This is a genomic window from Aeromonas popoffii, from assembly GCF_000820025.1.
GTDB lineage: Bacteria > Pseudomonadota > Gammaproteobacteria > Enterobacterales > Aeromonadaceae > Aeromonas > Aeromonas popoffii.
Genome location: NZ_CDBI01000047.1, coordinates 104,391 through 126,773, shown reverse-complemented (window position 1 = coordinate 126,773; position 22,383 = coordinate 104,391). Strand labels below are relative to the sequence as shown.

The window sequence follows — 22,383 nt, the reverse complement described above, 5'->3', positions numbered from 1 at the left end:
CAAAATGAAAACGATTACAATCTGTTACGTGGCAACAAAAAAACTAAATATCATATGGTTATGAGCAATGAATCTCCATTGAGGCTTAACCGCCACCTCAGTCGACCCACCCATGGCTCAGATTCAGCGTAGAACACAGTTCCAATAGTAGCCGCCTGGCTGTAACCAATATTCCGGTCGCACGCTCTGACTCCAGGAGTCATCGCCACCAATCCCCATATGGAATCCATCGAGGCAGAGATACAGGCCACCCTCGGCCACCAGATCTGTCTGGTGACGGGCCAGGGCCAGCTGCTGCTGGCTGTAGCGGCTGACGCTGAAATGGAACTGCCCTTCGACCACGAGATCCCCCAGTTGTAGTTGGCGGGTATCACAGCGCAGTCCGTTGTCAGTCGGGAAGACATAAGGGGTATGCAGGGCCGCCAGCGGCAACTGCCAGCGACCGAGATCGGCGCCGAGCAGGCGATCCGGATAGTTCTCGTGAGGACCCAGGCCCAGCCAGCTCACCTCTGCCACCTCGTCGACCACCCAAAGCAAGGCGCCGATGCGGGGCAGTGACGGCATGCCGGCCGCGACCTCGACGGCTATGGTAAGCGCCATGGCACCGTCTGCACCGAAGTCGTGCTGCCAGCGGGTCGACAGTTTGAGCACCCCCTGGACAAAGTAACCGTGCCTGACCAGCACGCGGCCATGATGGGGATCCACCTCCAGCCCAAGACAACGATGCTCCAGATCGTTGAGTCCGGCGCCTTGCCAGCGGGCAATCCAGGCGTTGGGATCTATGTGATCCGCTTCGCTGGCGCCTATGTCGTTGTCGAGCGGCGCACGATAGAAGTGATCGGCGATGGCATCTTGCAGCCGTTCGCGGCCATGTTTCTGCCAACTGCGTATGCGGCCGCTGGTTTTGTCCAATTGCCACTCACTGCCAGCCGCGCAGACAAGCCAATGATCCGGCTGCTCGTTTATCGCGGCGGGGTTAAACGCCACCGGTATCGCCATAGGCGTTGGCAGCATAAATTGCTGGCGCGCCACCTCATGCTCAGGCTCGGCCCAGGCCGTGGCTGCGGGTTGCACTATGGCCAGATCCAGCGAGGCGAGGGAGCCCGCCGCAAAGGTGGGCAGCGTCCCGGTCAGGGTCAACTCGACTACCCCTTGCGGCGCCAACATGAGGGAGAGCTCCCCCTGCTGCATCACATGGCCGTTCTCGCACAGCTGCCAGCAAAGCCGTTCGTTATCGGTGGCGCGGAACAGGTATTCGCTCTCGATCCGCACCCGCAGCGGGGTGTGCTGGAGCAGGCTGAAGCGGAACGGCTGCTGGGCCCGTTTCGCCTCGCACAGGGCGGGATGGGGGGTGCGATCCGGGAACAGCAGGCCGTTGCAGCAAAACTGGCGATCATTGGGCTGGTCGCCGAAGTCACCGCCGTAGGCCCAGTAGTGACGGCCATCGTCGGTCTGCTTGTCGAGCCCCTGATCCATCCAATCCCACACGAAACCGCCCTGCAGCCTGGGGTGATCGCGAAAGGCCTGCCAGTAGTGGGCATAGCCCCCCAGGCTGTTGCCCATGGCATGGGCGTATTCGCAGAGGATCAGCGGACGGGTCTCGCCCGGCAGGCCGATCCACTTGGCCAGCGCCCACTTTGGCACGGCCGGAAAGGGCTGATCCTGATGGGTGCGCGCATACATAGGGCAGATGATATCGGTGGCCGCAGTATCGGCGCCGCCCCCCTCGTACTGCACCGGACGGCTCGGGTCACTGCCCTTGACCCAACCATACATGGCATCGTGGGCCGGGCCATAGCCCGACTCGTTACCCAGCGACCAGATGATGATCGAGGGGTGGTTGAAGTCGCGCGCCACCATGCGGGTCGCCCGCTCCAGAAAGGCATTGCCCCAGGCCGGATCCCGCGCCAGCCGCCCCATGGGGGTCATGCCGTGGGTCTCCAGATTCGCCTCGTCCACCACGTAGAGGCCGAGCCGATCGCAAAGGCGGTAAAACTCCGGATGGTTGGGGTAATGGGAGCAGCGCACCGCGTTGAAGTTGTGCTGTTTCAGCAGCCGCAGATCCCGCGCCATGGTGGCGGGGGTCACCACGTGGCCCTGGGCCGCATCGTGTTCGTGGCGGTTGGCACCACGGATCAGCAGAGGCTGGCCATTGACTCGCAGCAGACCGCCTTTGATCTCCACGGCCCGAAAGCCCACATCATAGGCCTCGCTCTCGATGGGCTCGCCCTGCTCGCCGAGCAAGGTCAGGGTCAGCCGGTAGAGGTGGGGTGTCTCGGCACTCCACTTGCGAGGGGCCGTGACCGCCAGCCACAACTCGCTGCGATCTTCATAGGCCCCCTTCTCGTCGATGGTTGAGGTGCCAAGCCGCTGGCGCAGGTTGGCCACCCGCTCTGTGCCGTCGTAGAGGCTGACCTCCACCGACAGACCCATTGCGTTGGCGGCCTGCAGCGCGATCTTGAGACCTGCATCCCGATAGCAATCATCCAGCACGGGCGTCAGCCGCACATCCATCAGGTGGCGATCTGGTTTGTGCAGCAGACTGACGGAACGGAAGATACCACTCAGGCGCCACATGTCCTGATCCTCCAGATAGGAGCCATCTGACCAGCGCAACACCAACACCGCCAGCCGGTTACTGCTGGCCTGCAGAAAGGGGCTGAGATCGAATTCGGCGGGCAGCCGGCTGTCCTGGGAGTAGCCTACCCAGTGGCCGTTGCAGAACAGGTAGAAGGCACTGTCGACCCCGTCGAAGATGATGCGGGTCTGGCCGCTGGCCAGCCAGTCGGCCGGCAACTCAAACTCGCGAGAGTAGCAGCCGGTCGGATTGGCAGCAGGCACCCTGGGCGGATCGCAGGGGAAGGGGTACTTGATGTTGGTGTAGATGGGGCTGTCCGTGAGCGGACGCGATGCCGGGTAGGCGGCATCCAGCTGCCAGTTGCCCGGCACCGTAATGGGGCAGGCATCCGCCAGATCCTGCGCCAGCCAGCCTTCGGGCACCCGCTCGGGTGCGGCAAAGAAAGAGAAGCGCCACTCGCCATCGAGCAAGAGACGGGAGGAAGAAGCCAGATCATCCCTAGCATCCGCTTCGCTGCGCCAGCTGAACATGGGGGTATGGGCAGCCAGCCGGTTTACCGACGTAATGGCCTGGGTCTGCCAATCCTGACGTGCCACTATCTCCCTGAGCATTCACTCTCTCCCTGCTGATTGGAAAACCTCTTCAGTCTAGAGAAGTATGACGCAGGGAACGGCGATCTCGCTCACACAGATGTAAACGATTACACCGATTTTGTTAAGTAAAACGGAGTAAAAATGATTAAAAACCAGGTAAAAAAATAAACGCGCATAACACGACCTCGAACGAGGCCGTGCCTGAACGCTATCCGGCCCGAACCGGTGCGACCGAGTGGCGATTGATCAGCGTGGGGGTATAAATCCGGCTCTGGGTCGCCTCACTCTCCCCCGCCGCCAGCTGAATAGCCAGCTTGGCAGCCTGGGCAGCCATCAGCTCGATGGGATAGCGCATGGTGGATAGCTTGGGTCTCAGGTATCTGGCATAGATGATGTCATCGAAGCCCACCACAGAGACCTCCTCCGGCACCTTGAGGCCATTATCCGCCAGCACCGAGATGGCGCCGGCCGCCATGGCATCGTTATAGGCCACTACGGCGGTCACCCTGAGCCCCTTGGCCAACAGGTTGAGCATGGCGCGCTCGCCCCCCTCCTCGCTCGGTGTGCCGCTCTCGATCAGCTCCGGATTTGCTGCCAGACCCGCCTCCATCAACCCGTCCTGATAGCCCTGCAGACGCAAGGTGGCATCCTCAATGGCGTGATCCGAGCTGATAAACGCGATATGGCGATGGCCCAGATCGATCAGATGACGGGTCGCCGTAGCGGCCCCCAGCCGGTTGTTAAGGGCGATGCAGCGTCCCTTGAGGGCAGGAATATCGCGGTTGATCAGCACCATGCCGGGCACCCGCATGGCGTAGTCGATAAGCTCCTCGTCGCTCAGCGCCTTGCTGTGCACCACCAGCGCCTCGCAGCGCTTGCCGATCAGCAGCTCGATGGATTCCCGCTCTTGTTGTGCCCTGTGAAAACCATTACCCATCAACAGGTGCAACCCCTGCCCCACCGCAATCGCCGCCACCCCCTTGATCAGGGCGCCGAAGAAGGGATCCGCCACGTCACCGACCACCACGCCCATGGTGTCACAGGTCTGGCTCACCAGTGCCCGCGCGTTGGCGTTGGGGGTATAGCCCAGCTCGGCCATGGCCTTCTGCACCACCTCGCGAGAAGCGGCGCTGGCCTTGGGGGAGTTGTTCATCACCCGTGAAACCGTTGCCACCGACACATTGGCCAAACGGGCGACATCCTTGATGGTGCTCATGCTGTTTTCACTTATTTCACTGTGCAATAGCGCACCATTATACCCAGCAAACCTATTGAAAACAGGGGTGAAGCGCATATCTGCTACCAGAATAATCCCAAAAACAATGTAATCGTTTACACTATTTTGCAAGCAAGCTCACAGTTTGGTCGCCACCCCCTCGGCTAGACTTCTTCCAGGCACTTTTTCAGTGGAGAGCAAGATGAACGTTCTGGTCACCGGCGGTTGCGGATATATCGGCAGCCACACCTGTCTGGCCTTGCAGGCAGCGGGAATGAAACCCGTTGTGGTGGATAACCTCTGCAATAGCAAGGCGGGCGTACTGGCTCGCATCGCCGCCATCAGCGGCCAGCAACCCGTCTTCTATCAAGGGGATATTCGCGATGCCGTCCTGCTGGATCGGATCTTTGCCGAACAACAGATCGACGCAGTGATCCATTTTGCCGCTCTGAAAGCCGTCGGTGAGTCGACCCGTATTCCGCTGGACTACTACGAGAACAACCTGAGCGGCACCCTCACCCTGTTGCAGGCGATGAAACGTGCCGGGGTCGACAGCCTGGTGTTCAGCTCGTCAGCCACCGTCTATGGCGATCCGGCCAGCACGCCCATCCGGGAGGACTTCCCGCGCAGCGCCACCAATCCCTACGGGCGATCCAAGCTGATCATCGAGGAGATCCTCGAGGATCTGCAGCAGGCTGAACCCCATTGGAGCATGACGCTGCTGCGCTACTTCAACCCGGTCGGCGCCCATAGCTCCGGCTCCCTGGGGGAAGATCCCCAGGGCATACCCAACAATTTGATGCCCTTCCTGACCCAGGTCGCCATCGGCCGCCGCGCCTCTCTCTCTGTCTTTGGAAACGATTACCCCACCGTCGATGGCACCGGGGTGCGGGACTACATCCACGTGATGGATCTCGCCGAGGGACACGTCAAAGCGCTGCAACATTGCGCCCGGCAGGGGGGCATGCACGTCTACAACCTGGGCACAGGTCAGGGCCAGAGCGTGTTGCAAATGGTCGCGGCGTTCGAAGCCGCCTCCGGTCGGCCGCTGCCCTATCGCATTGAACCCAGGCGCCCCGGCGACATCGCCGAGTGCTGGGCCGATCCCGCCAAGGCAGAGCGCGAGCTGGGCTGGCGGGCCAGTCGGGATCTCGCAACCATGTGCGCCGACAGCTGGCGCTGGCAGTCCGCCAATCCGCAGGGGTACGAGGCGTGAACATGCCCAGTGCCTCTCGCCCTCCTTCGTCCGCCCGGCAGGCGGCCAATCCATCCATTTCATCAAATAATGAGGAGTGATGATGTTCAACCCGGTTGATCACCCCCACCGTCGTTTCAACCCACTGACCGGTCAATACGTGCTGGTCTCCCCCCACAGGGCCAAGCGCCCATGGCAGGGCCAGGTAGAGAAGATAAGTCAGGCGCCGAATCACTCCCATGATCCGGATTGCTTCCTCTGCGCAGGCAACCAGCGCGTCACCGGCGACAAGAACCCGGACTATCAGGGCACCTTCGTCTTCACCAACGACTTCGCCGCCCTGATGCAGGACACGCCGCCCACCCATGGCGACCAGGATCCCCTGCTGAAACTGGAGGCCGCCCGCGGCACCAGCCGGGTCATCTGCTTCTCGCCCGATCACGGCAAGACACTGCCCGAGCTGCCGCTGCCCGCCATAGAGGCCGTGATCACCACCTGGATGGAACAGGTGGCCGAGCTGTCGAGCCAGTGGCAATGGGTGCAAGTGTTTGAAAACAAGGGCGCCGTCATGGGCTGCTCCAACCCCCACCCTCACGGCCAGTTGTGGGGCAGCGATTTTCTGCCCAACGAAATCGCCCGCGAAGAACAGCACCAGCGTGACTGGCTGGCCGAGCATGGCCGCCCGCTGCTGGTCGAATATGTGGAGCGGGAGCTGGTGGATCGTACCCGTATCGTCGTGGAAACCGAACACTGGCTGGCAGTCGTTCCCTTCTGGGCCGCCTGGCCGTTCGAAACCCTGCTGCTGCCCAAGACCCATGTGCCTTCCCTGCTCGGCCTCACCCCCGAGCTGCAGCAGGATCTGGCGGTGGCACTCAAGGAGCTCACCAGCCGTTACGACAACCTGTTCGAGTGCAGTTTTCCCTACTCCATGGGTTGGCACTTCGCGCCGCCGCACTCCGACTGCCCGGAAGCCTGGCAGCTGCACGCCCACTTCTATCCGCCCCTGCTGCGCTCCGCCACGGTGCGCAAGTTCATGGTGGGCTTCGAGATGCTGGCAGAAGCCCAACGCGACCTCACACCGGAGCAAGCTGCAGAACGGCTGCGTGCCCTGAACCCGATTCACTACAACCAGACCAGCCAAGCCAATGAGGAAACCCTATGACCCCCAGCCAACACGTCAGCGCCGTTTATGCAGAGCAGTTTGGGCAGCAACCCGCCCTGCTGGTGCGTGCCCCCGGCCGCGTCAACCTCATCGGCGAACACACTGACTACAACGACGGTTTCGTGCTGCCCTGCGCCATCGACTTCGAAACCTGCGTCGCCATCGGCCTGCGGGATGACAGCCTGGTGCACGTGATCGCCGCCGATTATGGCAACCAGCACGACCTGTTCGATTTGAACCACCCCATCACCCATCATGCCGAGCAGCGCTGGAGCGACTACATCCGCGGCGTGGTGAAATACCTGCAGGTGCGCGGCCATGCGCTGCGCGGCCTCAACCTGGTGGTCTCGGGCAACGTGCCGCAGGGCACCGGCCTGTCTTCGTCCGCCTCGCTGGAGGTGGCCATAGGCCAGGCCTTCAAGGAGGCGCTGGGGCTCGACATCAGCCAGGCCGAGATCGCGCTCAATGGCCAGCAGGCGGAGAACCAGTTCGTCGGCTGCAACTGCGGCATCATGGATCAGATGATCTCCGCCAGCGGCAAACAGGATCATGCCCTGCTGCTCGACTGCCGCTCGCTCGAAACCCGTCTCATCCCCATGCCCCCCGATCTGGCGGTGCTGATCGTCAACTCCAACGTGTGGCGCGGTCTGGTGGACAGCGAATACAACACCCGCCGTCAGCAGTGTGAAACCGCCGCCCGCCACTACGGGGTCAAGGCGCTGCGCGACCTCGACATGGCCGCGCTGGAAGCGGGCAAGGCCGGGCTGGATGAGATCTGCTACCGCCGCGCTCGCCACGTGGTGGGCGAAAACGCCCGCACCCTGGCCGCCGCCGATGCGCTGGAGTCCGGCGATCTGGTGCGCCTCGGCGAACTGATGGCCGAGTCCCACGCTGCCATGCGCGATGACTTCGAGATCACAGTGCCCCCCATCGACGGTCTGGTGGAGATCATCAAGGCCAAGCTTGGCCGCGAAGGCGGTGTGCGGATGACGGGCGGCGGCTTCGGCGGCTGCGTGGTTGCCCTGCTACGCCCGGCGCAGGTGGCCGAGGTGATTGCCGCCGTCGACGCCGAGTATCCGGCCCACTTCGGTCTCAAGGCCGATAGCTATGTCTGCCGCGCCAGTTCAGGGGCAGGCAAGTTATGAGCGGCGCCATGACCCCATTCGAGCTGGAAAACGAAGAGGGGCTGCGCCTGCGCGGCCTCGATTTTGGCGCCACCCTCACCTCCCTCACCCTGCCGGTAGCGGGCAAGCACCGCGAGGTGCTGCTGGGCTGCGCCGAAGCAGCCTATCCTGCGCAGCAAGCGTGGCTGGGCGCAGTCGCTGGGCGTTTTGCCAACCGCATTGGCGGCGCCAAACTGGTGCGCGATGGCCAGCACTGGCCGCTGGATGCCAATCAGGCGCCCCACTGCCTGCACGGCGGACGAGAGGGATTTCATCGCCAGCGCTGGAACATCAAGGAGCTGGAGGCTGATAGGGTCAGACTCGTCCTGCTGTCAAAGGCGGGCGATCAGGGTTTCCCCGGCAACGTGCGGGTGACGCTGGAGTACCGGCTGGAGCAGTGCGATCTGGTGGTCGATTTCAGGGCCAGCACGGATGCACCGACCCCGGTCAGTCTCACCAGTCATGCCTACTTCAACCTGGATGGGGGCGGCGATGTACGCGAGCACACCATCAGCCTCAACGCCGATCGCTTTTTGCCAACCGATGAGAGCGGTCTGCCGCTGGCCATTACGCCGGTGGAAGGCCCCTTCGATCTGCGCGCCCCGCGCCCAATAGGCCAGGATTGGCTGAGCCATCCCCAGCAACAGCAGGCCAGGGGGTACGATCACGCCTTCCTGCTCAACCAGCTACGGCATGACAGCCGAGAGATCCCCTCTTTACCGCTCCCTGACCCTGAGCATACCTGGGCCGCACGAGTGATCTCCGGCGATCGGCAGCTGGCGATGGAGGTCTACACCAACCAGCCTTCGCTGCAGTTTTACACCGGCAACTGGCTTGCCAATACGCCGAGCCGCGACGGCCAGCCGTATCGGGATTACGACGGCTTCTGCCTGGAGGCGCAGCAGTTACCGGACAGCCCCAACCGGCCCGAGCTCGGCAACCCCTGGCTGCTGCCGGGACACTACTACCACCACCAGACCCGCTACCGTTTTATCCGCAACTGAGATCGGCAGATCTTAAGATTTACATGGCCTCATCTGTCACAATCGAGCAAGATAAACCGCCCCGAGACCTTCCCGGGGCGTTTTTACATCAACGAAATTAAGGACTGTTTGTTCGATGACTGACACTTATAGCCTGCTGGTCGCCTTTATTCTGGGCGTCGTCGAGGGGCTGACCGAGTTCCTCCCCGTCTCCTCCACCGGCCACATGATCATCGTCGGCCACCTGCTGGGCTTCGAAGGCCCCAAGGCCGCCACCTTCGAGATAGTGATCCAGATGGGATCCATTCTCGCGGTCGTGGCCGTCTTCTGGCGCCGCCTGTTCGGCCTGATTGGCATCCACTTTGGCCAGAAGCCAGCGCAGGATCACGCCACCCTCTCCCTGGTGCACATCATCCTCGGCATGCTGCCCGCCGTGATCATCGGCCTCGCCATTCACAGCTGGATCAAAGCCAACCTGTTCGGCCCCGAGACAGTGATGTACGCCCTGGTGGCTGGCGGCATACTGCTGATCATCGCCGAGAAATGTCGCCCGGCGGTACGCTCCGAGACCCTGGATGACATCAGCTACAAACAGGCATTCGGCATAGGTCTGTTCCAGTGTCTGGCGCTCTGGCCCGGCTTCTCCCGCTCCGGCGCCACCATCAGCGGCGGCATGCTGATGGGGATCAGTCGTCAGGCGGCAGCCGAGTTCTCCTTCATCCTGGCGGTGCCCATGATGGTGGCGGCAAGCGGGCTGGATCTCTACAAGAGCCGCGACCTCCTCTCCATGGCCGACTTTCCCATGTTTGCGGTGGGGTTCATCACTGCCTTCGTGGTCGCCATGATTGCCATCAAGACCTTCCTGGCGCTGATCCGTCGCCTCGACTTCATTCCGTTCGCCATCTATCGCTTTATCGTGGCCTTCGTCGTCTACCTGGTGTTTGTGGCCTGATGACAGGCAAATAGCCGAATGAAAAAGGGACCTTTCGGTCCCTTTTTCTATTGCTGCCCCACCTCAATAGAGACGATGGGTGATGCCGTTGAGCAGCCGCGACAGTCCCTTGGTGAACTGGACCGGCGCATCCTGCACCGTGTAGCAGAGGCACCCGTCCGGAGTGTGCGGACTGTGGGCGTGGCTGGCATCGCGCCAGATGAAGTCCCCCGCCTGATAGCAGGTCTCCCCGTCCTGTATGTTGCCAGCCAGCAGCAGGGTCAACTCATAGCCCTGATGGGTGTGCTCGGGTATGCGGCCACCTGCCTCGATGTGCAGCAGGCTGGCACGGGCCCCCAACTCGTCCAGCGGCAAGCTGTGCTGACGAATGGCACCTATGTGGCGCCACTTGGGGGCATGGTGACGAGCCAACACCCTGGGCAACCGGTATGACTGGCCCGCCACCTGCAACTCGGGTGCTGGCCGCACCGGCTGGCCGAGTTCGGCCGGGCTGGCCACCGGCTGTTGCAGTATGCCGGCCAGCATGGCATCGAGCTCCACCGGCATGCTTTCGCTTGTCTCAGTTGGCTCATCTACCGGCTCCAGATACTGACGGGCCAGCGCCTCTTCACAGGCCTGCAAGCGGGCGGCACACTCGGGGCAGAGCTCGCAATGGGCAGAGACACCGACCGCCAGCGGCAGGGGCAGCTCGTCGGCAGCGAAGGCGCGCAACATGGCGTGAATCGGATGGGTTTTAATCATGGCCTTGCTCCACTTGCTCTTTCAATTTCTGTAGTGCCAGTCTGAGGCGGGATTTGATGGTACCAAGCGGTACGCCGAGTCGCTCCGCCAGCTCCTGCTGGGAGAACTCCTGCAGATAGATGCCGCGCACCACCTGCTGTTGCGGTTCCGGCAGAGTGGCGAGGTAGTGCGCCATCTGGCGAGTCAGCACGGCATCCTCACCACCGCTCAGGTGCTCCTCTTCCGCCCTGAACTCCAGCATGGGCCACAACTCCTCGGCGCAGAGATCCTCCTTGCTGGCGCGACGGCGGCGCAGCATGTCAAAACTCTGGTTGCGCATGACGGTGTAGATCCAGGTGGTCGGCGCCCCCTTCTCGGGGTGGTAGAGGCGGGCCTTCTGCCACACCAGCAACATGGTTTCCTGCACCAGCTCCATGGCGTTGGCTTCGCTGCCGAGGTGACGCAGCCCATAGCTGCGGATGCGCGGCGCAAAGTGGTGAAACAGGCGGGCGAAGGCAGCCTTGTCGGCCTGCTCGGCGACCCGGATGAGAAGAGACTTCAGATCGCCATCTGGGTTGTCCATGGGGGGCGATATCCTGCGCTGAGTCGATTGGGGTTGGCCAGTATATGCCATTGCGCCATGCCTTCAATGTTGTGGTCATCACCATTACGCCGGGTGTGGAAAAAGGATCACTGGCAGGGCCGAAAATATGCACTCAATGGCTGGCAACCAGCAGGCCGCTCAGCAGGGAGAGTGCGGGCTGGTTGTCTTCCGCCGCCAGCAACCACTGCTTCTGTTCTACGGGAATGGGCAGCACCTCCAGCCAACGCTGAGCCACCCAGCTGGCATCGTACCAGTCGGGATCATGGTAGAGCGCCGCATATTCCGGGTAGTCATTGAACACATCCTGCAGTGCCCTGGCCAGGGAGTGCTGATCGGCATTGAGCCTACCCGCCTGCCAGGGCGGCAGCAGCGCCACCTCACCGATCCTCAGCCCGTCGGGCTCCTGCCACAGCTCGGCGATCCTGACTCGCTCAATGCCGAGCACTGTGATCCCCAGCAGACCATCTGGCAGTTGATCGAAATCGATGATCCGCACCCGGGTGGCGATGGGATACATGTTACGCAGCGCATCAGGCTGACGGGGGTCGAGCATGCAGAGCACGAAGCCCTGATCTCCCGCCGCGGCGATCATGCGCTGGTATCTGGGCTCGAAGATGCGCAGCGGCATGATGCCACCGGGCAGCAGGTGAGCCGAGAGGGGAAACAGCGCCAGTTTCATCAGAATATTCCTCTGTGGAAGATACCTGTCGATACGACCGCCGTGGAAGGGCAGATCATTCAGACCGAGTTGGAATAAAAAAAACCCTTAACAATCAGGGGAAAATAGCCTGGACAAGCCGCTTCGATATGCAGTAGAAATGGATAAGCACCATTTATTCCATTGAATATTCTGGATACGGGTGACAAATGCAGTGAAATATCCGCCCGACCCACTCTGGCGGGCCGTCCCTATAGTTTTCTCGGGCCGATGCGGGTAAAATTCACGCCCTTATATATCAGTCATTTTTCGACGCGCAACCTCGGTGGTCAGTTATGAAAGAGCATATTCATCATCTACTTGAACAAACGGTAGCCAATCTCAAGTCAGCAGGCGTGTTGCCGGCGGACCTGGAAGCCCGGGTGCAAGTAGACCGATGCAAGGAGAAGGCTCACGGTGACCTGGCCACCAACCTGGCCATGCTGCTGGCCAAACCGGCCCGCAAGAACCCCCGTGAGCTGGCCGCTGCCATCATAGAGCACCTGCCCGCCTCGGACCTGATCGCCAAGGTCGAGATCGCCGGCCCCGGCTTCATCAACTTCTTCTTCGACCAGCGCTGGCTGGCCGGCCAGGTCGAGGCCATGGTGACCAGCGCCAACGCCAACGTGAAACTGCCCAGCCCGCAGACCGTGGTGGTGGATTACTCGGCGCCGAACGTGGCCAAAGAGATGGCGGTGCACCACATCCGCAGCACAGTGCTCGGTGACGTCGCCGCCCGAGCCCTGGAATTCCTCGGCCACAAGGTAGTGCGCGCCAACCACATCGGCGACTGGGGCACCCAGTTCGGCATGCTGATCGCCTATCTGGAGAAGATGGCCAACGAGCACGCCAGCGACATGGCGCTCAAGGATCTCGAAGCCTTCTACACCCAGGCCAAGCGTTGCTACGACGAAGACGAAGCCTTCGCCGAGCGTGCCCGTAACTACGTGGTCAAGCTGCAGGGCGGCGATGAGTACTGCCGTACCATGTGGAAGAAGCTGGTCGACATGACCATGGAACAGAACCAGATCAACTACGACCGCCTGAATGTCTCCCTGACCAACAAGGACATCATGGGCGAGTCCATGTACAACGACATGCTGCCGCAAATCGTGGACGACCTGAAAGCCAAGGGTCTGGCGGTCGAGAGCGAAGGGGCGACCGTGGTCTTCCTGGACGAGTTCAAGAACAAGGATGGCGAGCCCATGGGCGTCATCATCCAGAAGAGCGATGGCGGTTTCCTCTACACCACTACCGACATCGCCTGTGCCAAGTATCGTTACGAGACCCTGGGCGCCGACCGCGTCATGTACTTCATCGACTCCCGTCAGCACCAGCACTTGATGCAGGCCTGGACCATCACCCGCAAGGCGGGCTATGTGCCGGAATCCGTCCCCCTTGAGCACCACGCCTTCGGCATGATGCTGGGCAAGGATGGTCGTCCCTACAAGACCCGCTCCGGTGGCACCGTCAAGCTGGTTGATCTGCTCAACGAAGCCGAGGAGCGCGCGAGCGCCCTGCTGGAGAACCGCAACAGTGATCTCTCCGCCGCAGAGAAGGCAGAAGTGGTACACGCCATCGCCATGGGTGCGGTCAAGTATGCGGATCTCTCCAAGAACCGCACCACAGACTACATCTTCGACTGGGACATGATGCTGTCGTTCGAAGGCAACACAGCCCCTTACCTGCAGTACGCTTACACCCGTATCCAGTCCATCTTCCGCAAGGCCGGCGTCAATGCCGAGACCTTGACCGGCACTGTGACCCTGAACGAGGAAGCCGAAGAGACCCTGGCCCAGAAACTGATCCAGTTCTCCGACGCGGTCAACGGCGTGGCAGACAAAGGCATGCCACACCTGCTCTGTACCTACCTTTACGAGCTGTCCGGCAACTTCATGACCTTCTATGAAGCCTGCCCGATCAACAAAGATGGCGTGGACGAAGCAAGCCGTCAGAGCCGTCTGCTGCTGTGCGCCGCCACCGCCAAGGTCCTGAAACTGGGTCTGGGCGTGCTGGGTATCCATACCCTGGAGCGCATGTAATAGATGGCAACCCGAGATTATGTCGGCAGCCGCCCGCGACGTCGGGCGGGTGGCCGCAATACCAAGAAAGCGGCCCCTCGCCGCTTTCCTGTTATTCCAATCCTGCTGGTCGTGGCACTGCTGGCAGGCTTTGGTGGCTTCCTCTACATGATCAACGGCAAGGGCAGCGATGCCCCCACCATTGAAGAACAGGTCAAGGCCAACAAGCCCAAGACGCAAAACAACGGGTTGCCGCAGGAGAAGTGGAGCTATATCGAACGGCTGGAGAACAAGCAGGTCGATATCACAGAGCCGCCCCCCCGACCGGGTGTGCTGCCACCGCCCCCTGCCCAGACCCTGACCCTGCAGCCGGAGAAACTGCCGCAGCCGGTGCCGACCGACATTCCCCAGCCGGGCACCCCCATAGGTCAGGTGCAGCCTTACAAGCCGCAACCGGTTCAACCCGCCAAGCCCGCCCCCGTGGCCACAGCCCAGGTGCAGGTGATCGACCGCCAAGCTGAGCGGGAACGGATGGAGCGTGAACTGCGGGCCGAGCTGGAACGGGAACGGGCCGAGACCACCAGGGCTCAGGCGGCGGCCGACAGCGGTCGCTACATGATGCAATGTGCCGCGCTGCGCTCGCAGGATTCTGCCGAGTCGCTCAAGGCGCGTATCGCCTTTGGCGCTGGCCTCTCCTCCAGCCTGCAGATGGTAAATGGCGACAATGGCACCGTCTATAAGGTGATGGTGGGTCCCTTTAGCGGCAAGGCGGCCGTCGATGCGGCCAACCGCAAGCTGCAAAGCGCCGGCATCAGCGGCTGCATCCCCAAAAAGGGATGACCACCGCCAGCGGATGAGTGATCAGGGCCGGGTAGCAACACCCGGCCCTGTTTCTTTTGGTACCACTCGCCACTGCACCTGCCCCGCCCCATTTTGTCCCGCCAAACAACAGGCTTGAAAAACCCGCTTGCCATCCCCATCTTTCTTGCCATGCACAGTCTGGCCGTTATTCGGCTCAAGCGAGGTAAGTAAAGTGACTACCATAGTTTCAGTTCGCCGCAACGGTCAGGTCGTCATCGGTGGCGATGGCCAAGTCTCTCTTGGCAACACCGTCATGAAGGGCAACGCCCGCAAGGTTCATCGTCTCTATAACGGCAAGGTGCTGGCCGGTTTCGCCGGCGGCACCGCCGACGCCTTCACCCTGCTCGAGCGCTTCGAAGCAAAACTGCAGGCCCATCAGGGTAATCTGGAGCGCGCCGCCGTGGCGCTGGCCAAAGATTGGCGCACCGATCGCGCCCTGCGCCGCCTTGAAGCGCTGCTGGCGGTGGCCGACGAACACAAATCCTTCATCATCACCGGTAACGGTGACGTGGTGCAGCCGGAGCACGATCTCATCGCCATCGGCTCGGGTGGCAACTTCGCCCAGTCCGCCGCCATCGCGCTGCTGGAAAACACCGAGCTGGATGCCAAGACCATCGTCGAGAAGTCCCTCAAGATTGCGGGCGACATCTGCGTCTTCACCAATGGCCACCACACCATTGAAGTGCTGAACTATTCTGCTAAATAAGCCAGCCACGTAACCCATTCTCCAAGGGGTGGGCCCTGCCCGCCCCGGATACAGGAACTCCATCATGTCCGAGATGACCCCGAGAGAAATCGTCCACGAGCTGGACCGACACATCATTGGTCAGGCCGACGCCAAGCGTGCCGTCGCCGTCGCCCTGCGCAATCGCTGGCGCCGGATGCAGCTCGATGAAGAGATGCGTCACGAAGTGACCCCGAAAAACATCCTGATGATAGGCCCGACCGGGGTCGGCAAGACCGAGATCGCCCGTCGTCTGGCCAAGCTGGCCAACGCCCCCTTCATCAAGGTGGAAGCGACCAAGTTCACTGAGGTGGGCTATGTGGGTAAGGAAGTGGACAGCATCATCCGCGATCTGACCGACGTCGCCATCAAGCTGGTGCGCGAGACCGAGATGGAGAAGATGAAATACCGCGCCGAGGAAGCCGCCGAGGAGCGCATCCTCGACGCCCTGCTGCCCAACCCGCGCAACAGCTGGGGCGAGGAGGAGAAGGCAGACAACTCCAACACCCGCCAGATCTTCCGCAAGAAGCTGCGAGAAGGCCAGCTGAATGACAAGGAGATCGAACTCGAGCTGTCAGCCAGTCCCATGGGTGTCGACATCATGACCCCCCCTGGCATGGAAGAGATGGCAAGCCAGTTGCAGGGGCTGTTCCAGAACCTGGGGCAGAACCAGAAGAAGAAGCGCAGGATCAAGGTCAAAGAGGCCATGAAGGTGCTGATCGAAGAGGAAGCAGCCCGGCTGGTCAATCCGGAAGAGTTGAAGCAGAAGGCGATTGCGGCGGTCGAAAACAACGGCATCGTCTTCCTCGACGAGATCGACAAGATCTGCAAGCGCGGCGAGAGCTCGGGCCCCGATGTCTCCCGCGAGGGGGTACAGCGCGACCTGCTACCGCTGGTGGAGGGCTGCACGGTCAGCACCAAGCACGGCATGGTCAAGACAGACCACATACTGTTTGTCGCCTCCGGTGCCTTTCAGGTGGCCCGCCCGTCCGATCTCATCCCAGAGCTGCAGGGTCGCCTGCCCATCCGGGTCGAGCTGACCGCGCTCACCACAGATGACTTCGAGCGCATCCTGACCGAGCCGAACGCCTCGCTCACCGATCAGTACCAGGCGCTGATGGCCACCGAAGGGGTCAAGATCGAGTTCACCAAAGATGGTATCCGCCGTCTGGCCGAAGCGGCCTGGCAGGTCAACGAGCGCACCGAGAACATAGGTGCCCGCCGCCTGCACACCGTCATGGAGCGGCTGATGGAAGACATCTCCTATGATGCCTCCGAGAAGTCCGGCGAGACCTTCGTCATCGATACCGACTACGTCAATGCCCACCTAGGGGCGCTGATCGAGGACGAGGATCTGAGCCGCTTCATCTTGTAAGCACAAGCGCAGCACCCTTCCGTATCAAGACGCCTCCCCCTGCGGAGGCGTTTTTTTATGCCATGTCAGTCTCACGTCGCTGCCCGCACTGCATCCCGGCCAGACAGGTGCGCTGCACTGGCCTGAGCCCGCCGTCAGGCTCGCCATTGAGACCGTCACCATCATGGTGGCGGTTTTTTTATCCGCACTTACCGCATTCATGGTCATAACCTCTTGTTTTGAGTCTGGTATCCTATAGGGAAGGTCATCCGGCCAACCGAATTCAGGAATTCTGTGTCATGTCTCTCCCCGTCAAGAACAGCGCCAAGCAGCGTGAACAAGACAGATCGCGCATTCTCACCCTACTGCTGGTCGATGATGCCCTCACCGACAGCCTGCTGGATCCGCAGGCGGTACAGGATGCCGAGCTACGCGACCAGACCAGCGAGATCACCAATCTGGTCAACCGCCTGCCCGCCGCAGATATCGCCGATGCGCTGGAATCCCTGCCACCGGACGAGCGCCACGTGCTGTGGCAACTGGTGGATGAGGCGAAGCATGGCCAGGTGCTGGTCGAGGCCTCGGAGACAGTGTGGGACAGCCTGATCAGCGGCATGAGCGACAAGGCGCTGCTGCATGCCCTGCGTACCCTGGACATAGACGATCAGATCTACCTCGGCCAATATCTGCCCCGCAACCTGATGGGCCGACTGCTCACCTCCATGGCACCTCCCCAGCGAGATCGGGTGAGAGAGGTGATCCGCTACGGCAAGCACACGGTCGGCACCATGATGGACTTCGAGCTCATCACGGTGCGCGCCGAGGTGAGTCTGGCGACCGTGCAGCGCTACCTGCGCCTGCGTGGCAAGATCCCCGTCAACACCGACAAGCTGTTCGTCATCGACAGGCGCAACCGACTGCAGGGGGAGCTGCCGCTCACCACAGTGCTGCTGCACAAGCCGGCAACCCTGGTCGCCGAGGTGATGGAGCGGGATCCGGTCACCTTCGATCCGGAGGACAACGACGAGGCAGCGGCCCGTACCTTCGAGCGGGATGACCTGATCTCCGCCGCCGTGGTGGACGCACGCGGCAAGCTGATGGGCCGCCTCACCGTCGCCGAGGTGGTGGATCTGGTGTATGAGGAGAGCGACACAGATCTGCGCCGCATGGGGGGGATCAGCGAAGATGAAGACGTATTCGCCCCGGTCAGCAAAGCGGTCAAGACCCGCTGGGCCTGGCTCGCCATCAACCTCTGTACCGCCTTCGTGGCCTCCCGGGTCATAGGTCTGTTCGAGCACACCATATCGCAACTGGTGGCGCTGGCGGCCCTGATGCCCATAGTCGCGGGGATCGGCGGCAACACAGGCAACCAGACCATCACCATGATAGTGCGGGCGCTGGCGCTGCAGCACATCCAGGCCGGCAACGTCTCCTTCCTGCTGTGGCGCGAACTGGGGGTGGCACTTATCAACGGCCTGGTGTGGGGCGGCACCATGGGGCTGGCCACCTATGCCCTCTATCAGGATGCCGCGCTGGGCGCCGTGATGACGTTGGCCATGATGATCAACCTGCTGGTCGCCGCCCTGATGGGGGTCATCATCCCCATGACGATGTCACGTCTCGGCCGGGATCCGGCGATCGGTGCCAGCGTGATGATCACCGCCATCACGGATACCGGCGGCTTCTTCATCTTCCTCGGGCTGGCGACCCTGTTCCTCATCTAGTAAGGACGAGTCGTCCCGATCAAAAAAGGGGTCCTGCACGGACCCCTTTCTCTGTTCCAGGGGGCGGGCTGCTAGACCCGATACCTAGCCACCGCCTGATTGAGCAGCTTGGCCTGCTCGGTCAAGCCATGGCTGGATGTGGCATTTTCCTCCGCCATCAGACCCGCCTCCTGGGCGATGTCGCGGATGTTGTTGACGTTGCGGTTCACCTCGCTGGCCGCCAGCACTGTGTTCAGGATCAACTTAGGACGGATCAGCACGATGGACCTCTCACGAACAGGGCATTGACTGCATGGAGATTACGCAGAAAACGCTATCCCCGTTGTTGTTCAAGGAATATTCATTGAAATGCCAGTCCCACTCCTTATACTGGATCCCACCTGTTTCCAGCCGTGGATTTGACACTATGGAATACAACACTTCAGAACTGTGCGACATCTATCAGGACATGGTGGATGTGCTCGAACCCATGCTCTGCTCCTTCGGCGGCCGTGCCTCTTTCGGCGGCGTCATCACCACAGTCAAATGCTTCGAATCGAATGGCCTGATCCGTGAGCTCGTTAAAGAGAACGGCGTCGGCCGCGTGCTGCTGATCGATGGCGGTGGCTCCATGCGCCGTGCCCTGATCGATAGCGAAATTGCCACTACAGCAGCCGAGAACGAGTGGGAAGGCATCGTCTGCTACGGCTGCGTGCGCGAAGTCGACATCCTGGAGGATCTGGATATCGGCATTCAGGCACTGGCTGCCATTCCGGTGGGCGCCGACAGCAAGGACGTGGGGGAGACGGATCTGCCGGTCAACTTCGGTGGCGTCACCTTCCTGCCCGATGACCACCTCTACGCCGATACCACGGGGGTGATCCTCTCCCCTGAGGCGCTCGATATCGAGTAAGCCGCAACCTATGTAACGACGGGAGCCTTGGCTCCCATTTTTTATGGCTGTCACTTGCTGAAAAAAACAAAAAAAGAGGGCCAGAAGAACTGGCCCTATAACTGGAAGCAATGTGAGCAATGTCGTGCCTTCACAAGAAGTCCATCACGTTGGAACGAATGAAGTCTTTCCCGGAAAACAAGTTAACAATAATCATTCTCATTTAACTAAGCAACTCTTATTTGCCAAAAGTGCAAAAAAATTGACCATCCCGGGGGATGGTCAATTGCGTCAGGCTTGGCGCGTCGCCGCTTGCAGGCCGGCCAATCCGGCCTCACCCACCAGCTTGCTGCTGAGATAACGCAGTAAGACGCCGTAGAGAGGCACAAACAGACCAAGGCTTATCAGCAACTTGAACACATAGTCCACGGTTGCGATCTCGACCCAGTGCTCGGCCATGAAGGGATCCGTGCTACGCCAGAAGGCGATGCTGAAGAAGGCGATGGTATCCACCAGGTTGCCAAACAGGGTCGAGGCGGCGGGTGCCACCCACCAGGCCCTGAGCCGCCGCAGGCGGTTGAATACCACCACGTCCATAAACTGGCCCACCAGATAGGCCATAAAGCTGGCCAGCGCGATGCGAGCCACAAACAGGTTAAACTCCGCCAGATTGCCCATGCCCTGATAACTGCCCTCGAAGAACAGCACGGAGAGCACATAGGAAACAGCCAGCGCAGGCAGCATCACGGTCTGGATGATCTTGCGGGCCAGACCGACACCGAAAATCCGCACCGTCAGATCGGTGGCCAGAAAGATGAACGGGAAGCTGAAGGCACCCCAGGTGGTGTGGAAGCCAAAGATGGTAATCGGCAGCTGCACCAGATAGTTGCTGCTGGCAATGATCAGGATGTGGAACAACGAGAGACGCACCAGCGCCGTCTGGTGCTGAGCAGGGGTCAGATTCATATTGTGACCTTTTTGGTTAATGGGGTTAGGGAACCCATACCGCCACCATTGGCGATAATTGAGGGGCGCGATTATACGCCCCCCAACTGATAGTTCAATCTTTATGCTATTGATTCAACCAGCGGCCATTGTCATCAAAGGGCAAGGTCATGCCCCCCAAGCAGCCCGCTCAGCCTTTGTTATGCTGACAGCCAAGCCAGAACAAGACCTCGCGATCGACCGGCTGCACCGCCGTCAGCCAGCAACCGCTATGGTGTTCATACTCCAGCCTGAACTGACTCCCTTCAAATTCCAGCAACCAGCCGTGACGATCGGCGCCCCACTCCTTGTCGAGCAGCCTGAGCTCCCACTCCTGCAGCAAAGTCCCTGCCAGCGCCGGGAAGGTATCCCAGCAGAGCCCGGGGCAATCCAGCATCAGCACGGCTGACTCCGTGTCTGTCCGCGTTACACGCCAATCCATCTCTCATCCCTCAACTGCTGCAAGAAAGCTCGCCACCGCAATACCACCGGGGAACCGGTGTCGCCAGGTCGTCATACTCGGGTTGTTCGTCATAGGGATGCTGCAAGGCCGCAAACAACCGCTCGAACGGAGTCATATCCCCCGCCTCAGCGGCATCTATCGCCTGCTGGGCCAGGGCATTACGCAGCACGTACTTGGGATTGATGGCATCCATCTGCCGCCTGCGGACGGCATCCTCGCTTCCCTCCCGCACCAGTCGCGCCCGATAGAGCGCGAGCCACTGCTGCCAGCGCGCAGGATCCGGCAGCAGAGCCAGCAGAGCGGCTGGCCACTCCCCCTGCTGAGTCAGCTCACCCAGGCGGCGCAGGAAGAGGTGATAGTCCACTCTCTGGCTTGCCAGCAGTTGGAACAGCTCGCGGAACAGCGCCGGGTCCTCCTCTTCCCACACCACCAACCCGAGCCGGGCGCGCATCAGCTCGGAGTAGTGCAGCATCAGCTGCTGCTCGTACTGGGCCAGCGCGGCGGCCAGGGCGTCGCCATCCACATGGTCTGCCAACGCCTGCGCCAGCTTTTGCAGATTCCAGTAACCCACAGCGGGTTGCTGATCCAGTGCATAGCGACCGCCCGGATCCGAGTGATTACAGACAAAATCGGGCACATAGGCATCGATGAAGCCGTAGGGGCCGTAATCCAGGGTCAGCCCGAGCAGCGACATGTTGTCGGTGTTCATCACCCCATGACAGAAGCCCGCCGCCTGCCACTTGGCGATGAGCCGCGCGGTACGCCGTACCACCTCGGCAAACAGCTCAGCCCCGCTGTCCAGCTCGGGGAAGTGGTGACGCAGCAGATAGTCGATGAGCAGCGGTATCTTCTCCCCCTGCCCGCTCCAGGCGAAATATTCGATGTGACCGAACCGCAGGTGGCTGGGAGCAGTTCGCAGCACGGTTGCGCCCGTCTCTTCCTGCTCCCGGTAGACAGGCTCCTTGCTGCCAACCAGTACCAGCGCACGCGTGGTGGGAATGCCGAGGGCATGGAGCGCCTCTGAGGCGAGATATTCGCGGATGCTGGATCTCAGCACGGCGCGACCGTCACCAAAGCGGGAGAAAGGCGTCTTGCCCGCCCCTTTCAGGTGCAGATCCCAGCCCTGACCATCCGGCGCCCGCAGCTCACCCAGCAGCAGCGCACGCCCATCACCGAGGCGTGGGCTGTAACCGCCGAACTGATGGCCCGCATAGACTTGGGCCACCGGCTGCATACCGGGCAGCGGCTGACCCAGACCACAGCAGGCAAGCCAGTCTGTTTCGCTGACATCGCCCAGTCCCAGCTCGTTCAGCAGGCTGTGGTTGAGGTGCAGCAAGCTAGGTTCGTGCAGCGGCTGGGGGGCCACGGGCTCACAGGCCCAGGGCAGTTCAGTGGCAAAAGTGTTGATCAGCTTCATGGTAGTGCGATTCGTCCCTGCGTATGCTCGTGTCACTCTTTATACCGCCGTCGGCCCACTCAGGCTAACAGGCGATCGCGCTATTTCATTTCAAGGGGAAA

Annotated in this window: 20 protein-coding genes; 11 read left to right on the top strand and 9 right to left on the bottom strand. The window is 61.4% G+C overall.

What is annotated here, in order from left to right:
* Positions 1 to 123: 123 nt before the first annotated feature.
* Complete coding sequence (locus tag BN1129_RS09155) at positions 124 to 3,189, bottom strand: beta-galactosidase (protein WP_042035946.1); 3,066 nt, start codon at positions 3,187 to 3,189, stop codon at positions 124 to 126.
* 190 nt (positions 3,190 to 3,379) lie between these two features.
* Complete coding sequence (locus BN1129_RS09150; protein ID WP_042035945.1) at positions 3,380 to 4,387, bottom strand: substrate-binding domain-containing protein; 1,008 nt, start codon at positions 4,385 to 4,387, stop codon at positions 3,380 to 3,382.
* Between the two features lie 202 nt (positions 4,388 to 4,589).
* Between BN1129_RS09150 and galE the strand changes: the two genes are divergently transcribed.
* From galE to bacA, 5 genes are all read left to right on the top strand, one after another.
* The gene (galE, locus tag BN1129_RS09145) at positions 4,590 to 5,603 is read left to right on the top strand and encodes a UDP-glucose 4-epimerase GalE (protein ID WP_042035943.1); all 1,014 of its coding nucleotides are present in this window, start codon (positions 4,590 to 4,592) and stop codon (positions 5,601 to 5,603) included.
* An 82-nt stretch (positions 5,604 to 5,685) separates the two neighbouring features.
* Positions 5,686 to 6,744, top strand: coding sequence for a UDP-glucose--hexose-1-phosphate uridylyltransferase (locus tag BN1129_RS09140; RefSeq protein WP_042036037.1), 1,059 nt, complete (start codon positions 5,686 to 5,688; stop codon positions 6,742 to 6,744).
* Entirely contained in the window at positions 6,741 to 7,889 is a 1,149-nt protein-coding gene (gene galK / locus BN1129_RS09135; RefSeq protein ID WP_042035942.1) for a galactokinase, read from the top strand. The genes BN1129_RS09140 and galK overlap by 4 nt, the downstream gene beginning before the upstream one ends.
* Positions 7,886 to 8,911 (top strand): galactose-1-epimerase, encoded by a 1,026-nt coding sequence (gene galM, locus BN1129_RS09130; RefSeq protein ID WP_042035940.1) that lies wholly within the window; start codon positions 7,886 to 7,888, stop codon positions 8,909 to 8,911. The genes galK and galM overlap by 4 nt, the downstream gene beginning before the upstream one ends.
* A gap of 115 nt (positions 8,912 to 9,026) precedes the next feature.
* A complete protein-coding gene (gene bacA, locus BN1129_RS09125; protein ID WP_042035938.1) occupies positions 9,027 to 9,842 on the top strand; it encodes an undecaprenyl-diphosphate phosphatase in 816 nt (271 codons plus the stop codon).
* A 63-nt stretch (positions 9,843 to 9,905) separates the two neighbouring features.
* Here bacA and BN1129_RS09120 read toward each other — a convergent pair whose 3' ends face one another.
* From BN1129_RS09120 to BN1129_RS09110, 3 genes are all read right to left on the bottom strand, one after another.
* A complete protein-coding gene (locus BN1129_RS09120; protein WP_042035937.1) occupies positions 9,906 to 10,583 on the bottom strand; it encodes a ChrR family anti-sigma-E factor in 678 nt (225 codons plus the stop codon).
* Positions 10,576 to 11,145: a sigma-70 family RNA polymerase sigma factor gene (locus tag BN1129_RS09115; RefSeq protein WP_042035936.1), complete on the bottom strand. Its 570-nt coding sequence runs from the start codon at positions 11,143 to 11,145 to the stop codon at positions 10,576 to 10,578. Before BN1129_RS09115 ends, BN1129_RS09120 begins: the two co-directional genes overlap by 8 nt.
* Positions 11,146 to 11,278: 133 nt before the next feature.
* Positions 11,279 to 11,845 carry an LON peptidase substrate-binding domain-containing protein gene (locus BN1129_RS09110; protein ID WP_042035934.1) on the bottom strand — a complete coding sequence of 189 codons (567 nt, stop codon included), beginning with the start codon at positions 11,843 to 11,845 and terminating at the stop codon, positions 11,279 to 11,281.
* A 314-nt stretch (positions 11,846 to 12,159) separates the two neighbouring features.
* Here BN1129_RS09110 and argS point away from each other — a divergent pair, with 314 nt between their 5' ends.
* The 5 genes from argS to mgtE all read left to right on the top strand — a co-directional run bounded on the left by argS (position 12,160) and on the right by mgtE (position 18,547).
* Positions 12,160 to 13,905 (top strand): arginine--tRNA ligase, encoded by a 1,746-nt coding sequence (gene argS / locus BN1129_RS09105; protein ID WP_042035933.1) that lies wholly within the window; start codon positions 12,160 to 12,162, stop codon positions 13,903 to 13,905.
* A 3-nt stretch (positions 13,906 to 13,908) separates the two neighbouring features.
* Positions 13,909 to 14,724 (top strand): SPOR domain-containing protein, encoded by an 816-nt coding sequence (locus BN1129_RS09100; protein WP_042035932.1) that lies wholly within the window; start codon positions 13,909 to 13,911, stop codon positions 14,722 to 14,724.
* A 193-nt stretch (positions 14,725 to 14,917) separates the two neighbouring features.
* Positions 14,918 to 15,451: an ATP-dependent protease subunit HslV gene (hslV, locus tag BN1129_RS09095; RefSeq protein WP_042035930.1), complete on the top strand. Its 534-nt coding sequence runs from the start codon at positions 14,918 to 14,920 to the stop codon at positions 15,449 to 15,451.
* 64 nt (positions 15,452 to 15,515) lie between these two features.
* Complete coding sequence (hslU, locus tag BN1129_RS09090) at positions 15,516 to 16,844, top strand: HslU--HslV peptidase ATPase subunit (protein WP_042035928.1); 1,329 nt, start codon at positions 15,516 to 15,518, stop codon at positions 16,842 to 16,844.
* A gap of 278 nt (positions 16,845 to 17,122) precedes the next feature.
* Positions 17,123 to 18,547: a magnesium transporter gene (mgtE, locus tag BN1129_RS09085; protein WP_042035927.1), complete on the top strand. Its 1,425-nt coding sequence runs from the start codon at positions 17,123 to 17,125 to the stop codon at positions 18,545 to 18,547.
* A gap of 71 nt (positions 18,548 to 18,618) precedes the next feature.
* On the opposite strand, the gene BN1129_RS09080 is transcribed toward mgtE, so the two are convergent.
* Complete coding sequence (locus BN1129_RS09080) at positions 18,619 to 18,807, bottom strand: hypothetical protein (RefSeq protein WP_042035926.1); 189 nt, start codon at positions 18,805 to 18,807, stop codon at positions 18,619 to 18,621.
* Positions 18,808 to 18,953: 146 nt separating this feature from the next.
* Here BN1129_RS09080 and rraA point away from each other — a divergent pair, with 146 nt between their 5' ends.
* On the top strand, positions 18,954 to 19,439 hold the full coding sequence (gene rraA / locus BN1129_RS09075; protein ID WP_021138460.1) for a ribonuclease E activity regulator RraA: 486 nt from the start codon (positions 18,954 to 18,956) through the stop codon (positions 19,437 to 19,439).
* Positions 19,440 to 19,709: 270 nt separating this feature from the next.
* Here the strand turns inward: rraA and BN1129_RS09070 are convergent, their stop codons facing one another.
* From BN1129_RS09070 to BN1129_RS09060, 3 genes are all read right to left on the bottom strand, one after another.
* Positions 19,710 to 20,384, bottom strand: a complete 675-nt coding sequence (locus BN1129_RS09070; protein WP_042035925.1) for a 7-cyano-7-deazaguanine/7-aminomethyl-7-deazaguanine transporter — start codon at positions 20,382 to 20,384, stop codon at positions 19,710 to 19,712.
* Positions 20,385 to 20,553: 169 nt separating this feature from the next.
* Positions 20,554 to 20,844, bottom strand: a complete 291-nt coding sequence (locus BN1129_RS09065; RefSeq protein ID WP_042035924.1) for a DUF3630 family protein — start codon at positions 20,842 to 20,844, stop codon at positions 20,554 to 20,556.
* Between the two features lie 10 nt (positions 20,845 to 20,854).
* Positions 20,855 to 22,282: a protein adenylyltransferase SelO gene (locus BN1129_RS09060; RefSeq protein WP_042035923.1), complete on the bottom strand. Its 1,428-nt coding sequence runs from the start codon at positions 22,280 to 22,282 to the stop codon at positions 20,855 to 20,857.
* Positions 22,283 to 22,383: the final 101 nt, after the last annotated feature.

Bases quoted from the DNA above. Each gene is read 5' to 3' on its own strand.
- BN1129_RS09155 (WP_042035946.1), bottom strand. From the start codon at position 3,189: ATGCTCAGGGAGATAGTGGCACGTCAGGATTGGCAGACCCAGGCCATT.
- BN1129_RS09150 (WP_042035945.1), bottom strand. From the start codon at position 4,387: ATGAGCACCATCAAGGATGTCGCCCGTTTGGCCAATGTGTCGGTGGCA.
- galE (WP_042035943.1), top strand. From the start codon at position 4,590: ATGAACGTTCTGGTCACCGGCGGTTGCGGATATATCGGCAGCCACACC.
- BN1129_RS09140 (WP_042036037.1), top strand. From the start codon at position 5,686: ATGTTCAACCCGGTTGATCACCCCCACCGTCGTTTCAACCCACTGACC.
- galK (WP_042035942.1), top strand. From the start codon at position 6,741: ATGACCCCCAGCCAACACGTCAGCGCCGTTTATGCAGAGCAGTTTGGG.
- galM (WP_042035940.1), top strand. From the start codon at position 7,886: ATGAGCGGCGCCATGACCCCATTCGAGCTGGAAAACGAAGAGGGGCTG.
- bacA (WP_042035938.1), top strand. From the start codon at position 9,027: ATGACTGACACTTATAGCCTGCTGGTCGCCTTTATTCTGGGCGTCGTC.
- BN1129_RS09120 (WP_042035937.1), bottom strand. From the start codon at position 10,583: ATGATTAAAACCCATCCGATTCACGCCATGTTGCGCGCCTTCGCTGCC.
- BN1129_RS09115 (WP_042035936.1), bottom strand. From the start codon at position 11,145: ATGGACAACCCAGATGGCGATCTGAAGTCTCTTCTCATCCGGGTCGCC.
- BN1129_RS09110 (WP_042035934.1), bottom strand. From the start codon at position 11,845: ATGAAACTGGCGCTGTTTCCCCTCTCGGCTCACCTGCTGCCCGGTGGC.
- argS (WP_042035933.1), top strand. From the start codon at position 12,160: ATGAAAGAGCATATTCATCATCTACTTGAACAAACGGTAGCCAATCTC.
- BN1129_RS09100 (WP_042035932.1), top strand. From the start codon at position 13,909: ATGGCAACCCGAGATTATGTCGGCAGCCGCCCGCGACGTCGGGCGGGT.
- hslU (WP_042035928.1), top strand. From the start codon at position 15,516: ATGTCCGAGATGACCCCGAGAGAAATCGTCCACGAGCTGGACCGACAC.
- mgtE (WP_042035927.1), top strand. From the start codon at position 17,123: ATGTCTCTCCCCGTCAAGAACAGCGCCAAGCAGCGTGAACAAGACAGA.
- rraA (WP_021138460.1), top strand. From the start codon at position 18,954: ATGGAATACAACACTTCAGAACTGTGCGACATCTATCAGGACATGGTG.
- BN1129_RS09070 (WP_042035925.1), bottom strand. From the start codon at position 20,384: ATGAATCTGACCCCTGCTCAGCACCAGACGGCGCTGGTGCGTCTCTCG.
- BN1129_RS09065 (WP_042035924.1), bottom strand. From the start codon at position 20,844: ATGGATTGGCGTGTAACGCGGACAGACACGGAGTCAGCCGTGCTGATG.
- BN1129_RS09060 (WP_042035923.1), bottom strand. From the start codon at position 22,282: ATGAAGCTGATCAACACTTTTGCCACTGAACTGCCCTGGGCCTGTGAG.